A 15,609-nucleotide genomic window follows, 5' to 3' on the forward strand; every position below is an offset into this window, starting at 1 on the left:
GCATCCGCGCCCGATACCGCGCCCGCCGCAGCGCCGGACCACTCCCCCGCCCGCGGCGCCGCCTCCGACGCCGTGCGGCCGACCCGGCCGGCGCCGACGATCATGTTCCAGGGCACTTCGTCGGATGCCGGCAAAAGCATCCTGACGACGGCGCTGTGCCGCATATTTGTGCAGGACGGCCTCAAGGTGGCGCCGTTCAAGTCGCAAAACATGTCGCTCAACTCGTACGTGACGCCGGACGGGAAAGAAATCGGCCGGGCGCAAGGGATGCAGGCGGACGCCTGCCGCATTCCGGCGACGACGGACATGAACCCGATTTTGCTCAAGCCGAAAAAGGACATGGTGTCGCAGGTCGTCGTCCACGGCAAGCCGCTGCGCGACTACGACGCGAGGACGTACCGCGAAAAATATCTCGGCGAAGCGGAGCATATCGTCAAGGAGGCGCTCGGACGGCTGCGGACGCGCTACGACGTCGTCGTCATCGAAGGGGCCGGCAGCCCGGCGGAAGTCAACCTGAAGGACCGCGACATCGTCAACATGCGGCTCGCCGGTTGGGCGGACGCCCCCGTGCTGCTCGTCGCCGACATCGACCGGGGCGGCGTGTTCGCTTCGCTCGTCGGCACGATGGACATTTTGTCGCCCGAGGAACGGGACCGCGTGCAAGGGTTCGTCATCAACAAGTTTCGCGGCGACGTCTCGCTGCTGACGCCCGGCCTCGATTGGCTCGAGAAGCGGACCGGCAAGCCGGTGCTCGGCGTCATCCCGTATTTGCCGGACGTCGGGCTGGAGGACGAAGACTCGGCTTCGCTCGACGCGAAGCGGCCGTCGGGACCGAAAGGCGAAGGACAGCTGGACATCGCCGTCCTGCGGCTGCCGCGGCTGTCCAACTTTACCGATTTCGACCCGCTGTTCGAGGAGCCCGACGTGCACGTCCGCTACGTGTCCGCCGTCGGCGATTGGGGCGAGCCGGACGCGGTCATCCTGCCGGGCAGCAAAAATACGGTCGACGACTTGAAGTTTTTGCGGGAGACCGGCTTGGAAGCGCGCATTGTCCGGCATGCGGAAAACGGCGGCAGACTGCTCGGCATTTGCGCCGGCTACCAGATGATGGGGCGGCGGCTGCTCGATCCGGACCGGCTCGAATCCGACACGGCGGAGCTGCCGGGCCTCGGGCTGTTCCCGTCGGAGACGACGTTTGCGCCGGACAAGCGGACCGAACGGGTGACCGGGACGGCGCGATGGCCCGGCGGAGAGACGCTCGGCGTGGAAGGCTACGAAATTCATATGGGCCGCACCGTATTTCGCGAGCCGGTTCGGCAGCCGTTTTCGATTCGCGTCCACGACGCTCCGGACGCGGCCGATTCGTATCACCCCGACGGGGCGATGTCGGACGACGGCAAAGTGTGGGGAACGTACATGCACGGCATTTTGCATAACGACGAGCTGCGCCGCGCGTGGATCAACGACATTCGCCGCGACAAAGGATGGGCGCCCCTTCCCGGAGAGCTGCGATTTATGGGCAAGCGCGAGGCGGCGTTCGACCGGCTGGCCGATCACGTACGGCGGCATTTGGATATGGAGCGCATTTATGCGATGATACAAAAGAAGGAAAGGGGACGGAGCGAATGAGAATTTATACGAGAACGGGCGACAAAGGGCAAACCGGCGTAATCGGGGGACGGGTCGACAAGGACGACGTACGCGTCGAGGCATACGGCACGACGGATGAATTGAACTGCTTCGTCGGGCAGGCGATCAGCGTCATGAACGACGACAAGCTGGCCGACCTGAAGGCGGACCTGCAGACGATCCAGCACGAGCTGTTCGACTGCGGCTCCGATCTCGCCCTGCTGAAGCCGGAGCTTCGCCCGTACAAAGTGACGGCGGATCTCGTCGACCGGCTCGAGGCGTGGATCGACAAGTACGACGCGGAAACGCCGGACATTACCCGGTTCGTCCTGCCGGGCGGTTCGACGGCTTCCTCGCTGCTGCACGTATGCCGCACCGTATGCCGGCGGGCGGAAAGACGGGTCGTCACGCTGGCCAAACAAACGGAAATCAACGAAGAGGTGCGCCGTTATTTGAACCGGCTGTCCGACTTCTTTTTCACGGCCGCCCGTACGGCCAACCATCGCGAAGGAGTGCCGGACGTCGAATACGCCCGAAGTCCCGAAGTGTTCCGGCGCAAGTCGAAATGAACTATTACGAGCCGCTCACCTACGTCGTTCCGCCGGAAGATGACGGCGCGATGCTGAAGACGATTTTGCGCGACCGGATGCAGTTGTCCCGCAAGCTGCTGTCCAGGCTCAAGCTGACTCCGGAAGGCATTACGGTCGGCGGCGAAAGACGATATACGTCCTCGCGGGTCAAAGCGGGCGACGTCGTGGAAGTGCGCATGGAGGAAGAGCAGTCCGAGGACATTTTGCCGCAGGAGCTGCCGCTCGACATTTTGCACGAGGACAACCAGCTGCTGATCGTAAACAAGCCGGCGGGGATGATCGTTCACCCGACGCACGGCCATTACGTCAACACGCTGGCCAACGCGGTCGTCCATCACTGGCTCGCGCGGGGAGAAAAAGTCCGCTTCCGCCCGGTGCACCGGCTCGACCAGGAAACGTCGGGCGTGCTGTGCATCGCCAAAAATCCGTACGCCCACCAGCACATATCCGAGCAAATGCAGGCCGATGCCGTGGAAAAAACGTATCTCGCCGTCGTTTACGGCGCCGTGGAACGGGACCGGGGGACGATCGACGCGCCGATCGACCGGGATCCGCAATCGCCGCACGTTCGCATCGTGACGCCCGCCGGATACAGGGCCGTGACGCACTACGAGACGGTGCGGCGGTACGGCGCCGAAGCGACGCTCGTCCGGCTCCGACTCGAAACGGGACGGACGCATCAAATCCGCGTGCATATGAAGCATATCGGGCATCCGCTGATCGGCGACGCCATGTACGGCCGCGATGCCGGGCCGGACGAGCCGGCGGGCGCGAGCGGCAAAACGGCCGAGGGACCTTCCCTCGGCCGTCAGGCGCTGCACGCGCACATGCTCGCCTTCGCGCATCCGTCGGACCGCCGTCCGGTCCGTTTCGAAGCGCCGCTGCCAGCGGATATGGGCGGGCTGATCGAAGCGCTCGAGCGGCGTCACTTCGTATGAAGGTTGCCGCTGTGCGTTTTGTTGCCCGTCCCGCCCTGCGTGTCGTCCCGCTGCTCGAGCTGCTGCTGCTTTACGGCCGAGCCGGCGCCGCAGCCGGCCGCAAGAAAGGCGGCCAGCAGCCCCGTTGCGACGACGGCCGCCGTTTTTTGAAACAAGCTTCGGTTCATCGTGGTTGCCTCCCAAGCAGGATGGTTCGTCCTTACTGGTTACTGTTTCAAAATTCGCCGCATTTTATCCGAAAATTGCGGTATTTGTGCTGCACGGCACTTTTTTGTTCGCCCATTTCATGTATAATAGGGAAAGTCTGTATTTGACAGCAAAGCCGGGCAGAAGGAGTGAATCGAAATGAGCGACACGCATACGACCGTCTACTTATATTCGAAATGCGGCACGTGCAGAGACGCCATGAAATCGCTGCAGCGCAAAGGCGTCGTGCCGGACGAAGTCGTCGACATTTTCGAGACGCCGCCTTCCGAGGAACGGCTGTCCGAAATAATCGCGAAGAGCGGCCTGCCGATCAAAAAGTTTTTCAATACGTCCGGCGAAGTCTATAAGGAAATGAAGCTGAAGGACAAGCTGCCCGGCATGAGCGAACGCGACATGATCCGGCTGCTCGCTTCGAACGGCCGGCTGATCAAACGCCCGATCGTCTACGACGGAGAACGGGTTACGGTCGGCTATAAAGAGGACGAATACGAAAACGTATGGAAACGCGTCTGACGGGAACGAACGAAAGCGCGATCGAACGCGGGTCCGACAAGAGCGATTGAGAAGAAAAGGGGGCCGGACCCATTGAAGCGACGGGAATCGGAACAGCATCGCGGCGGAAGGTGGCTGCCGGGAACGGCCAGCCTGTTTTCGGTTGCGGGAATCAAGACGCTGCTGCAATTTTTGCGGCTCGGCAAAAAAAGCGGGGCGCTGCTCAGCATGGCGGCGGCGCTGGCCGTCTACATGTGGTTTTACCAATGGGAGTTCGCGCTCGGCGTCACGATCATGGTGCTCGTGCACGAGCTGGGCCATGTCGCCGCGGCCCGGCATAAGGGCATACCGGTAACGGCGCCTTTTTTCATCCCGTTTCTCGGCGCGTTGATCATGCTGAAGCGCAATCCGCGCGATGCCGCGACCGAAGCGTTTATCGCCATGGGCGGCCCGCTGCTCGGCACGATCGGGGCGCTCGTCTCGCTGCTGATCGGGCTCGCTACCGGCCATTCGCTGTTTTACGCCGTCGCGTATGTCGGCTTCACGCTCAATCTGATCAATTTGCTGCCGATCCATCCGCTGGACGGAGGGCGCATCGCCTCGTCGGTGACGCGCTGGCTGTGGGTCGCCGGAGCGGTCGGCGGGCTGTTCGCCGTCGTCTTTTTGCGCTCGTTTCTGTTTTTCGTGCTTTGGGCGCTGTTCGTTTGGGACTTATTCGCGAAATATATCGTGCACCGCGGAAAAACGACGGAGTATTCGTTTTGGGGCAAAATCGAAGTGCCGTTCGATCGGATACCGGGCGAAAACTGGATGCTGATTCCGTTCCGCGAACGGGAGCCGCTGCCGTACCGAACGTATTCGGATTTGGACGGCAAACAGTGGATCGACATCGAGTGGGAGGAAGCCGCTGTCGTCCATAAGGTCAAAATGCAGGAGCAGGGGCTCATCCGTTCGATCATCAGCACGAAGGTCGAACGCCGCTGGCAGCAAACGCCGAAAGTCGTCGTCCTTCGTTATCAGGTCGATTACGTGCCGCACGAAATCGAAAATTATTACGAAGTGCCGGACAAGGTACGCTGGAAATTCGGCATCGGCTACGGAACGTTGGCCGTCGTCCTGCTCATCCTGCTGGACATCGCGCAGCTGCTCATTAGCGAACAAGGCGGCTTTTTCCGTTCGTTAAGAGAGTGAACGATTAACGGAATGAACAAGCGGCGGGAATGTCTGCCCGTCCGACTTGGTCAAACCCGGGGGGTATAGGAAAGTTGAAACGGAACGGTTCGAGCCGGCTGCAGCATTTGGGGTCGGCTATTTTTACGGAAGTGGCGGAGTGGAAACGCGAAGCGATCGCGAAAGGACACGAAGTGATCGATCTCGGCATCGGCAGCCCGGATCGGCCGCCTTCGGCGCGCGTCATGGAAACGCTTGCGGCGGCCGTGCGCAATCCGGCCCATTACGGCTACCCGACGTCGGAAGGAAGCTTTGCATTCCGCAGCGCGGTCGCCCGATGGTACGACTATCGGTTCGGCGTGGAGCTCGATCCGGAGAGCGAGGTGACGACGCTGATGGGCTCGCAGGACGGTCTCGCCCACCTGGCGATGGCGGTCGCCGATCCGGGCGATGTCGCGATCGTGCCCGATCCCGGGTATCCGATCTATTCGGCTTCTCTCGTGCTTGCCGGCGTTAAGCCGTTTTTGCTGCCGCTGCGGGCGGACAACGGCTTTTTGCCGCGCTTGGAATCCATACCGGAGGAGGTTGCGGCTTCCGCCAAATTCATGTTGCTCGGCTATCCGAGCAACCCGCTGTCGGCCGTGGCGGACTTCGACTTTTACGAGCGGCTTGTCGATTATGCGGCGAAGCGCGATCTGCTGATCGTGCACGACGCGGCGTATTCGGAAATGGCGTTCGACGGGTTGCGGCCGCGAAGCGTGTTGGAAGTTCCCGGTGCGAAACGGATCGCCGTCGAATTTCATTCGCTGTCGAAAAGCTTCAACATGGCCGGCTGCCGGATCGCCTATATGGTCGGAAACGCGGACGCGGTCCGGGCGCTGCGGACGCTCAAGTCGAATATCGATTACGGCGTGTTCGCGGCGGTGCAGGAAGCGGGAATAGCCGCTCTGGAAGATCAGATGGCCGGATCGGGCTGGGAGATCGCCTCCGTTTACGAGCGAAGGCGGGACGTCGTCGTCGACGGACTGCGCCGGATCGGCTGGGACGTGCCCAAACCGAAAGCGACAATGTTCATCTGGGCGCCGATTCCGCCGGGCTGGACATCTCGACAAATTTCCCGGGAAATGCTGCTTTCCGCAGGCGTTGTCGTAATTCCGGGAGACGCGTTCGGCGAGCAGGGGCAAGGGTTCGTCCGCATCGCTCTCGTGCAGGAGGAAGCGAAGCTGCTCGAGGCCGTCGAACGGATCGGTCGTTTTTTGCGCGAAAACGGCGCGAGTGGATAGCGCTCGTTCTCCGAAGACGGTCGAATGCGGCACGGCGCGGCGACCGTATGCTGACGATCGCCGCGAATCGCGTTTGATCGCATCATTGCAGACGCCCGGCATGTACCGCAGCGGCGGCCGGTGCCTTTTGCAACGTGATCGGGACCTTTGTTTTTAAGCAGGGGTCCTTTTCTTTTCGCTCTTAAAAGGAAAAGCGGCGGAGGTGTCGAATTTTTCCAAACAATGGGTGATGACGCGATGTCGAAAATTACCCAATAATTGGAATACCCTGAAGGCGAAGGAACGGGTGCGGATGAATCCTACTTTTAAAATCGTTTTATTCGATCTGGACGATACGCTTATCCTTTTTGAAGATTATTGGGAAGATAGCTTGCTGGAAACGTTTCGGCAGCATGGTTGTACGAAGGAGCTCGATCCCGCGCTTCTGTTCGAAGTATTTTGGGAGATGAACCGACAATTCGTGAAGCTGTATCACAGCAGGCAAATTTCGTTGCGCGACTTCCGGAACGTTCGCCTGATCCGTGCGCTCGGTACATACGGCATCGAGATCGACGAGGAAACGGCGGACGATTTCAATGCGCTGCACAGAAGCTTGAGCAAGCGGTTTATGAAGGCGAACCCCGAGCTGATCGAGCTGCTGACGCAACTCAAACAGTCGTATTCGCTCGGCATCGTAACGAACGGGACATGCGACTGGCAGCTCGATAAAATCGAGGCGTTGGGCATCCGCTCCCTTTTCCCGAGAGAGACGATCGTCACTTCCGAGGAAGCGGGCTGCGAGAAACCGGCCATGGATATTTATTTACAAGCGTTGGCGCGTTTCAAGGCCGAACCGGAACACGTTCTTTTTGTCGGAGACTCGTGGGAAAACGACGTCGAAGGTCCGATGCGCGCCGGGATGCAAGCGGTTTGGTTCAACCGAACGGGCGACCCGCTCCCCGAAGGCGGCACACCGTACGGGGTGATTCGAACGCTGTCCGAACTGAGGGTGCTGTTGGAATTGAAATAGAAGGGAGAACCGTATGAGCCTTATAATCAGAGACGCCGCGGAGCGCGATATTCCCGGCATTATCGAGCTGAGAAAGCAATTGGACGACGTTCATGCCGAGCAGATGCCGGCTCTGTTCCAAAGCGCCTACTTGTACGACGAAGAACGGGTCCGATCGTTTTTGGAGGCGGAGAAGTCGAAAGTCATCGTAGTCGAGATGCCGGATGATGACGGAATCGTCGCCTATGCCGTTTTAAATCAAGAACGAGTGGAGGAGCAGACGATTTTCAAACCGAAAACGATGATCTACGTCAACGACATTTGCGTTCGCAAGGAGCTGCGCGGAACGGGGATCGGGAAAACGGTAATGGCCTACATCATTAACTGCGCGAAAGAGATGAAAGTCGATACCGTCGAGCTGAACGTATTTTGCTCCAACGAAAGCGCGGTCCGATTGTACGAAGCGATGGGGCTCAAAGATCAAAACAAGCGGATGGTTTTGCGATTATAACGGGCGGCGTAGTCGGACAAATTCGTTATTCCGAAAATCGAAGGGGGCGGCGGCATGAAATGTCCGGCAGCGCTGGAAGGCCATAGAGTCGTATTGAAAGCTATGGAACCGAGTCACGCCGATGAATTGTACGAATGCGGAAACCATCCGGATATATGGACGTATTTGCCGTGCCGGATGGAGTCGCATCGGGATTTGGCCGAATTCGTCGAAAGCGCGCTCCGCGATCGAGAGACGGGGCTCGACTATCCGTTCGTCGTCTACGATAAGAGCCTCCGCAGGCTTGTCGGAAGCACCCGCTTTTTGAATATATCCGTGCCGAACCGAAATTTGGAGATCGGCTATACCTGGTATACGCCCGAAGTATGGCGAACCCGCGTCAATACGGAATGCAAGTACTTGCTGCTGCGGCATTGCTTTGAACAAATGAAGACGGTAAGGGTGCAGCTGAAGGCGGACGTCCGCAATGTCCGTTCGAACAACGCGATCGAACGGATCGGGGCGGTCAGAGAAGGAATTATGCGGCAGGATCGGATTTTGCCGGACGGGTATTGCAGAAGCTCGTACATTTACAGCATTATCGATTCCGAGTGGCCGGCCGTGAAGCTTCGTTTGGAGCCGTACTTGAAAGCTTGACGCCGGCTTTCCGATGCAGATGAAAAATCGGCATGGCGCCGAAAAATAAGGGAGTTTATGAAACGATATATAGCGATCATCCTGATCGTCGGTTTGCTGTCGATTGCGACTTCGCTTTTGTACGGATTTCGTCTCTGGTTTACGTTCGACTTTATGGGACCCGAGCAAGGCTCGGAGCGAACGTCCGTCGGAATATGGACCGTGATCAATTTGCTTCTGGGGCTTTTTGTATGCGCCCTGTCGATCGATCAGCTTAGGCGAATGAGCGATTTTTCGATGAAACTGTTGCTCGCCTGCGTGAATGCGATCGTTTTTATCCATATCGCGCCGTTATGCTTATGGCTTGCATTCGCAGCTTCCGACGAACGATTGCGGGGCATCTCGCTTCATCTCGTCGTTTGCCTGTTAAGCCTCGTAAGCATTTATGCGTTATTGAGAGCGATGAACAGAGCGAGAGGCGGTTAGCGGGCCATTTTCTTTTCGGGGTCTTTTTTTGATCAGCCGTGGTATGGATGCGAGCCTTTTGAAGCTTAAAGCACGGGACGAGCGGCGCCTTTCGTTTCCGCGTCCTGCGTATCCGAATCCTGCCATTGGAATAATAACCGAACGGGAAAACCTCCTGTTAATTCGCTCTCCCAGTGGCATCGTGACGAAATACCGGGAGAAGCTCCAGTTATAGTGGTGCCGAACCGGCGAAAAACGCGGTTTGGACGAATATAACGGGACGTTTTCCAGTTGTTTTGCCCGGAAACGGGAAACGATCGAAAATAGCGGGAGCATTTCCATCTCGATTCCCGCTCCGCTGCCGTTTCGGCACAACCAGGTTGGCGCAGAAAAGACAAGTCCGTCCCGAGCTTCGCTTAAAAGCGCCAAAGCCGGAGCGGGTTTCCTGCCGGCGGCGGCGGGACACGGCGATACCGGCTCGTATGACCTGCGTTGATGCATCGAGTTGGAGCGGGGGGCGAGCATCGGGCGGCGGGACGGGCCCAAGTTCCAAATGTCTAACGGACATAGCGGCTGCTATTGAGCCTAATATCGGCTTCTTTTTTTTCTAACGGACACAGATGCAACTATTTGGCGAAAAACCCCCTTTTGGACGGCGGTTCGGAGCCATTAAGCGCAATGGTGTCCGTTACGTTTTCAAAACGGCCGATTTTCGCGAAATAAGCGCCGTGGTGTCCGTTACGTTTCGGAAGCCGACTGTTTCGCTAGAGACTCGCGCGGGGACGGCGGCGGATCCTCGAAATACGCCGATAGACGTTTTTCTTACAATATCCCTGGTCTTTACCGTATTTGCCGGAAAACCTCCCGACAACTTCGACCGACTCGCGCGTTTTGCCGCGGCGAGCTGATTTACCGGGAGCTTTTATCCTGATAAAACGATCGGACGCCTATTCGGAGACGAAGGAACGGGAGGAATTCCGGTTAACGGTTGATCAGCAACAGAGTCGATCTCCCCCGCGGGCGACCGCCTGACCGGGCTGCCCTCAATCGGCCGGCGCCTTGAGATGCCCTTGATTTTGAATGACGGCTTGAACGCGAAAGTCCAAGTTTACGTCGGGATAATAGTCGGTTCTCCAACGCTTCAGCTGCTCCCGGTTCAATTCGGCCCGAAACAATTGTCCGATTCCCAAAATGTCCGCTCCCGCCGCTTGAATTTTCGCGAACATGCGGTTGAATCGACCCGTCAGAAGCGTTTCCAGATCTTTTTGGATGGACGCCGTCGACGGAGTCTCCCTTGTTTCCAGCACCGATACTTTCAGGTTGATCACACTTTCCACGTGCGGACGCCCGTTCGCCAGCCCGCTCTTGTGACGTATCGTATTGCTGACGACCAGCACGCTGGCGTGATCCATCACTTCGATTTTCCCTTGCGTGCTTTGCCCTTGAAAAGCATTGAACAACAACGTATCGTCCGGGCTGATCCGTTCGACCATTTTGCCGTTTTTAATGACGGCCGTTCCGATATGCTCCACTTGCGTGCTTTTCCCGGAACGGATGATCGGGATGGCGACGTCGCGCGTGAAGGAATGGATGCTCCGGTACACCTGCCAAATTCGCGTCAGCGCGATTTGCGGACTCCAGCCCGCGTTTTTTTCGAAAAAGTCGTAAAGCGGCGTCCCGCTCGGCTGCTTCGTTCGGGTCACTCTGGCGAAAAAAGTGTCCAGATCCTCGTCGCATATCACGACCAACGCTTTGGGCGAAATATCCCGGGATCTCATAAAACCGGAGATGCTTTCGTTCAGCCCCTGCTGCGCGTACGGTTTTTCGAACAGGACGACTTTCAGGTGAAGCAGATCGACGTTGCTTTCCAAATTCATGCTGATTTTATCGACCGCCTGGGTGATCGTGCTTCCCGTATCCGTAACGATTTTCGTTTGGGTCGTCGTACCGGCGGGCTCCGGAATTTGCAGCGTCACCTTGAACGTTTCGTCCGCTTTGGAAATGCCCATGACGACCGGCAAAGCGCGGTGATTGATATCTTTGTTGTCCCAGCAGCCGGATACCGGCAAACCGACACAGGCGGCAAGCAGCATACGCATCGCGAGCTTAAACGTTTGCATGGTTAACCTTTCTTTTGGATCGAACCCCGAAGTAGTAGACGGATGCCGGAACGGCGATCATGATGTATAACCTCAACAGCGTATTCCACCAAAAGAGCCGTTCGACATCGTTCCAGCTCGGAATCGTCAGGCAAACGATAAAAATGAGCGCCGCAAGCGGGAGAACCAGCATGGCGGGCTTCGAGGACGGGATGTACCGATTCGCGATCCGGACCGTTTTCCACATGACCAACGCAAGAAATAAGATGAGGAACGTGACGAGACTGAGCAAAAAAAACATGGTAAGTCGATCGAATAGGAGCCAGCTGATCTGGATGGCGTCCAAAGCTACGACGTAAGGAAAAAGAAAGGTCGAGGCGGTGGACCTCCCGAACGTAAGAGCGGGTATGTAGACGGAAAATAAAAAAAAGGGAAGCAGCGCGGCGGCGGCAATCAGCACTTTGCTTCGGTCATAGGAGAAAAACGGCTGCACGAAGCCGAGAAACAAAAAGCCTCCCGCGAAAGCGAAAAAGCTTTTCCAATACGAGCGGTCCCGGAGAAACGAGAAATCGATATCGAACAAGGGGACGGCATAACGCCAATCCGCGTTCTGGAACGATGCGAAAAAAACGAACAAAACGATCGGAAGGAACAATACGGCGAGCAAAATGCCGGTGCGGCAAATCGTTTCAATCCCTTTTGCGGCGATGTAGGTCGAAATCGCGAGCAAAAGCGCCATAATCGCCCACAGCGGCGTATCGGACAGGAAGACGATCGTAATGATTTCCGAGTAGGCCCGGACGGTTAAAATCCCGACGATCAGCAAATAGAAGGCGACCGGCAGCAAAAAAACGGCCGATACTCGTTTTCCGACGTCCGAATAAATGCGAATCAAGTCTTTTTTGGGGAAGTGGCTTAGCCCTTTCATGTATATCGATAGAAGCGCAACATGGACGACAAACCCGAACAAAATCGGGGCCCAAAACCCTTCGGTGACGCTGGCGATGATGCTTCCGGGATACAGAAAAAAAATGAGCCCCAGATGACTGAGAACGTACAGCGTCGCGACGTGCAAGCTTTTACCCATGCTTGATTTCATCCTTTGCGATATGTAGGGCGAAATACGAAATTCCGTACGTAGTTTGACCGGCCAAGTAGGCGCCGACGACAACGAGCCCCGCCAATACCCCCAAAACGCCGTAAACGGAAGCCAAAATGACGATCACGTATTTGAACAAACGGATCGATAGCGAGTTTTGAAAGCCGACGACGGTCGAATTGGCGATCGTCGTGGCCGCGATCACGATGATGAGGAGATTGCTGACCAATTTGGCCGCCACGACCGCCTGCCCGAGAATGATGCCGCCGACCATCGTGATCGTCGGCCCGACGCTTTTCGGCAGCCGTACGCTCGCTTCCAAAATCAATTCGAGAATGACAAGCAGCATCACGATCTCGACCAGGGACGGATACGGAACCCCTTCGCGGCTTCGGGCGATCGAGAGCGCCAGCTCGATCCGCAGCACTTCGGGATTGACGGACACGAGCGCGACATACAGTCCCGGAATGATCAATGCCGTTAACGTTCCGACGATCCGGGTCAAACGTATGGCGATCATCAACGGAAGCGGATAGTTCCGGTCGTTTTCCATAGCGAACAAATCCCACAGCAGGCTCGGAAGCACGAGCGCGAAAGGCAGCCGGTCGATAAACAGAACGACCCTTCCTTTCGTCAAATAATGGGCGCTTTCTTGCGGAAGCTCCGTTCGATTGAATTTCGATACGGCGGCCCAGGACGAGAAGCCCATCGTTTTATACAGGTTTTGGATGCTGTTTACGTCTTTGCCGCGATTTTGTTCGATATGGGCAACGACTTTACGGACCAGCTCCATCTGCACATGGCCTTCGAAATAAACGACGGCGAGCTTCCGCTTTTGATCGCCGCCGACCGTAAACGTCTTGACCTTCAGCCGGTCCGAATGGAGCTGCTTGCGGAGCAGGCCGATATTGGTGTCGATATCCTCGATAAAAGAGCCGACCGGACCTTGTACGACGTTTTCGTTATGCGGCGATTCGACGGAACGGCTGAGCAATTTCGTCACGGGCCGTACGGTCGCAAAGCCGGAGCCGTTTTCGGCATAAAGAATCAGCTTGCCGTCGACGACGGAGGAGACGGCCTCCGCGACATCCTTCTCCTTCACTTCGCCGATCGCGCCGATCGCATGCAGCAGCCCCTCGATCGACCCGTCCGCGTCCGTTTCGCGATGCCCGGACCTTTGAATGTCGAGACGCGTCGAGGTTAAATCGATCAAGCTTTTGAATCCCATCAGAACGACCGGAACGCCGGCCAAAACGTCCTGCTGCGCGAAAAAATCGTCATTATCCCCGAGCATGCGTTTCATTTCCCGTACAAACGGATCCACGGCGTTCCCCCCCCGCTACGATGCATTGTTATATGCTTCCCTTTTTGGAAACGGCGTATACGGCGCCGCCGCGTCCAGCGTCCGCCCTGCCGCGGAATGCGCTTTTTTTGCCCCGCTCCGGAAGCGCGGCAAAAAAAGCGAATCGGCGGCCGCCGCCCATTTTTTGCCCCCCTCGCCCCCTTGGCGCAACAATTGGTCATTGAGATTGCGCAGCCGCTTTAGTAGCATTCGGGTATGGCACGGACCGGCTGCGGGGGTGCGACTTCATTCGGAGACTGGGGGATGGAACGATTTGCTGCAACGTGAAAGCGACCGCCCGCGCGTCGGGGCTGCGGGACAGGCAGAGGGAAGCGCGGGGCCGGTTCGGGCCTCGATTCGGGCCGCGCCGACGGGCGGATGGAGGACCGCGCTGAGACGGGACAAATATTTGTACATGCTCGCCGCCCCGGGGCTCCTGTTTTTTGTTATTTTCAAGTACGTGCCGCTTTGGGGGCTGCTCATCGCCTTTAAAAATTACTCGGTTTATCTCGGATTCCGGGAAAGCGAATGGGTCGGCATCAAATATTTCGTCGACTTTTTCACGAACCCCGATTTCGGGCTGTTGTTTCGCAATACGATGGCGATCAGCTTCCTCAACATTTTGTTTTTCTTTCCGCTGCCGATCGTGCTCGCGCTGCTTCTGAACGAAGCCCGCAGCCTGCTGTTCAAACGGATCGTGCAGACGGTCGTCTACTTGCCGCATTTTTTGTCCTGGGTCATTATCGTCGGCATTTGCTTCCTCATCTTCAGCCAGGGCACGGGCATCGTCAACAATTTGATCGTGGAGTCCGGCGGCAAGCCGATCGCCTTTTTGACCGAGCCGAACTATTTTTGGGCGATGCTGACGGCGCAGTCGATCTGGAAGGAAGCCGGCTGGGGGACGATCATTTTTCTCGCCGCGCTGGCCGGCATTCATCCGGAGCTGTACGAAGCGGCGACGGTCGACGGGGCGAACCGCTGGAAGCAGACGATCCACGTCACGCTGCCGGGCATCCGCAGCACGATCGTCGTTTTGCTCATCCTCCGGCTCGGGCATGTGATGGACGTCGGCTTCGAGCAAATTTATTTGATGATGAGCGCTCCGGTCGCTCACGTCGCCGACGTGTTCGACACGTACGTATACCGTCTCGGCATACAGAACGGACGGTTCGGCTACGCGACCGCCGTCGGCATTTTCAAATCGGTCGTCGGCCTCGTTCTGGTCGTCCTGGCCAACAGGCTGGCCAAAAAATTCGGAGAGGAGGGACTGTACTGATGACATCCGGCCTCGGCTACAAGCTGTTCGCCGCGTTCAATTATTTGGTGCTCGGGCTTTGCGCGCTCGCCACGCTGCTGCCGTTTCTGTACGTCGTCATCGTCTCGTTCACCGACGCGACCGAATATTTGACGACGCCGGTCGTGCTCATTCCGAAGCAGTGGAGCCTCGATTCGTACAAATACATTTTCTCGACCGGCACCTTTATGCGCTCGATGGGGATAAGCGCGTTTCTCGCCGTCGTCGGCACGCTGTGCAGCCTGATCGTCACAAGCGCGCTCGCCTATGCGCTGTCGCGCAAAAGGCTCAAAGGCCGGACGTTTTTCCAGGTCGCCATCCTGCTGACGATGCTGTTCAACGCCGGGATGATTCCGAATTTCCTCCTCGTGGACGGCCTCGGCCTGATGAATTCGATCTGGTCGCTTATTTTGCCCGCGCTGACAAGCGCCTGGTACGTGCTGCTGATGAAAAACTTTTACGGCGAAATTCCCGACGAGCTGGAAGAAGCGGCGCGCATAGACGGCTGCTCCGATATCGGCGTCTTCGTAAAAATCATTTTGCCCGTCTCGACGTCCGCCCTTGCCGCCTTCGGGCTGTTTTACGCGGTCGGGTATTGGAACACGTACTTCAGCGCCGTGCTGTTCATTAACGACGACGCGCTGCGGCCGATGCAGGTCGTGCTGCAGCTGATGCTCATAACGGCTTCGACGCAGGTCGCCGATCCGGCGGTGGCTGCGATGCTGGAAAGCGAGCGCAGCATTCCGCCACAGGTGATCAAGATGGCGGCCGTCGTCGTCTCGTCTCTGCCGATCGTCATGGTGTACCCGTTCGTGCAAAAATATTTCGTCAAAGGCATGATGGTCGGCTCGGTAAAAGGCTAGCGGGGCGGCGGGCGGCCCGGAGCG

The 15,609-nt window shown here is 57.7% G+C and carries 16 protein-coding genes; 12 read left to right on the forward strand and 4 right to left on the reverse strand.

The genetic code is table 11. The features are described from left to right. From PV407_RS08280 to PV407_RS08290, 3 genes are all read left to right on the forward strand, one after another. The coding region (locus tag PV407_RS08280) for a cobyric acid synthase (RefSeq protein WP_442951637.1) at positions 1-1,629 on the forward strand (1,629 nt) is incomplete at its 5' end. Then, entirely contained in the window at positions 1,626-2,198 is a 573-nt protein-coding gene (locus PV407_RS08285; protein ID WP_332089443.1) for a cob(I)yrinic acid a,c-diamide adenosyltransferase, read from the forward strand. The genes PV407_RS08280 and PV407_RS08285, both read left to right, overlap by 4 nt. Next, a complete protein-coding gene (locus tag PV407_RS08290; RefSeq protein WP_332089444.1) occupies positions 2,195-3,157 on the forward strand; it encodes an RluA family pseudouridine synthase in 963 nt (320 codons plus the stop codon). The genes PV407_RS08285 and PV407_RS08290 overlap by 4 nt, the downstream gene beginning before the upstream one ends. Here PV407_RS08290 and PV407_RS08295 read toward each other — a convergent pair. Beyond that, complete coding sequence (locus tag PV407_RS08295) at positions 3,145-3,324, reverse strand: hypothetical protein (protein ID WP_332089445.1); 180 nt, start codon at positions 3,322-3,324, stop codon at positions 3,145-3,147. The two genes, PV407_RS08290 and PV407_RS08295, sit on opposite strands and share 13 nt — an antisense overlap. A 178-nt stretch (positions 3,325-3,502) precedes the next feature. On the opposite strand from PV407_RS08295, the gene PV407_RS08300 reads away from it, so the two are divergent. From PV407_RS08300 to PV407_RS08330, 7 genes are all read left to right on the forward strand, one after another. Next, a complete protein-coding gene (locus tag PV407_RS08300) occupies positions 3,503-3,877 on the forward strand; it encodes an arsenate reductase family protein (protein ID WP_332089446.1) in 375 nt (124 codons plus the stop codon). A gap of 72 nt (positions 3,878-3,949) precedes the next feature. After that, positions 3,950-5,047, forward strand: a complete 1,098-nt coding sequence (locus PV407_RS08305; protein WP_332089447.1) for a site-2 protease family protein — start codon at positions 3,950-3,952, stop codon at positions 5,045-5,047. A 74-nt stretch (positions 5,048-5,121) separates the two neighbouring features. After that, on the forward strand, positions 5,122-6,309 hold the full coding sequence (locus PV407_RS08310; protein ID WP_332089448.1) for an aminotransferase class I/II-fold pyridoxal phosphate-dependent enzyme: 1,188 nt from the start codon (positions 5,122-5,124) through the stop codon (positions 6,307-6,309). Positions 6,310-6,601: 292 nt separating this feature from the next. Then, positions 6,602-7,318: an HAD family hydrolase gene (locus PV407_RS08315; protein WP_332089449.1), complete on the forward strand. Its 717-nt coding sequence runs from the start codon at positions 6,602-6,604 to the stop codon at positions 7,316-7,318. Positions 7,319-7,331: 13 nt separating this feature from the next. Then, entirely contained in the window at positions 7,332-7,808 is a 477-nt protein-coding gene (locus PV407_RS08320; protein WP_332089450.1) for a GNAT family N-acetyltransferase, read from the forward strand. A gap of 54 nt (positions 7,809-7,862) precedes the next feature. After that, entirely contained in the window at positions 7,863-8,444 is a 582-nt protein-coding gene (locus tag PV407_RS08325; RefSeq protein WP_332089451.1) for a GNAT family N-acetyltransferase, read from the forward strand. Positions 8,445-8,501: 57 nt separating this feature from the next. After that, positions 8,502-8,909 (forward strand): hypothetical protein, encoded by a 408-nt coding sequence (locus PV407_RS08330; protein WP_332089452.1) that lies wholly within the window; start codon positions 8,502-8,504, stop codon positions 8,907-8,909. A 1,022-nt stretch (positions 8,910-9,931) separates the two neighbouring features. Here the strand turns inward: PV407_RS08330 and PV407_RS08335 are convergent. From PV407_RS08335 to PV407_RS08345, 3 genes are read right to left on the reverse strand one after another with little or no spacing between them, the layout of a single operon-like run. After that, positions 9,932-11,008 carry a Ger(x)C family spore germination protein gene (locus PV407_RS08335; RefSeq protein ID WP_332089453.1) on the reverse strand — a complete coding sequence of 359 codons (1,077 nt, stop codon included), beginning with the start codon at positions 11,006-11,008 and terminating at the stop codon, positions 9,932-9,934. Beyond that, positions 10,995-12,074 carry a GerAB/ArcD/ProY family transporter gene (locus tag PV407_RS08340; protein WP_332089454.1) on the reverse strand — a complete coding sequence of 360 codons (1,080 nt, stop codon included), beginning with the start codon at positions 12,072-12,074 and terminating at the stop codon, positions 10,995-10,997. The genes PV407_RS08335 and PV407_RS08340 overlap by 14 nt, the downstream gene beginning before the upstream one ends. Beyond that, positions 12,067-13,410, reverse strand: a complete 1,344-nt coding sequence (locus PV407_RS08345) for a spore germination protein (protein WP_332089455.1) — start codon at positions 13,408-13,410, stop codon at positions 12,067-12,069. Before PV407_RS08345 ends, PV407_RS08340 begins: the two co-directional genes overlap by 8 nt. A 292-nt stretch (positions 13,411-13,702) precedes the next feature. Here PV407_RS08345 and PV407_RS08350 point away from each other — a divergent pair, with 292 nt between their 5' ends. Next, positions 13,703-14,704 (forward strand): ABC transporter permease, encoded by a 1,002-nt coding sequence (locus tag PV407_RS08350; RefSeq protein ID WP_442951638.1) that lies wholly within the window; start codon positions 13,703-13,705, stop codon positions 14,702-14,704. Next, positions 14,704-15,585: a carbohydrate ABC transporter permease gene (locus PV407_RS08355; RefSeq protein WP_332089456.1), complete on the forward strand. Its 882-nt coding sequence runs from the start codon at positions 14,704-14,706 to the stop codon at positions 15,583-15,585. Before PV407_RS08350 ends, PV407_RS08355 begins: the two co-directional genes overlap by 1 nt. Positions 15,586-15,609 lie beyond the last annotated feature (24 nt).

The organism is Paenibacillus sp. GYB003 (assembly GCF_036577625.1).
Lineage (GTDB): Bacteria > Bacillota > Bacilli > Paenibacillales > NBRC-103111 > Paenibacillus_AB.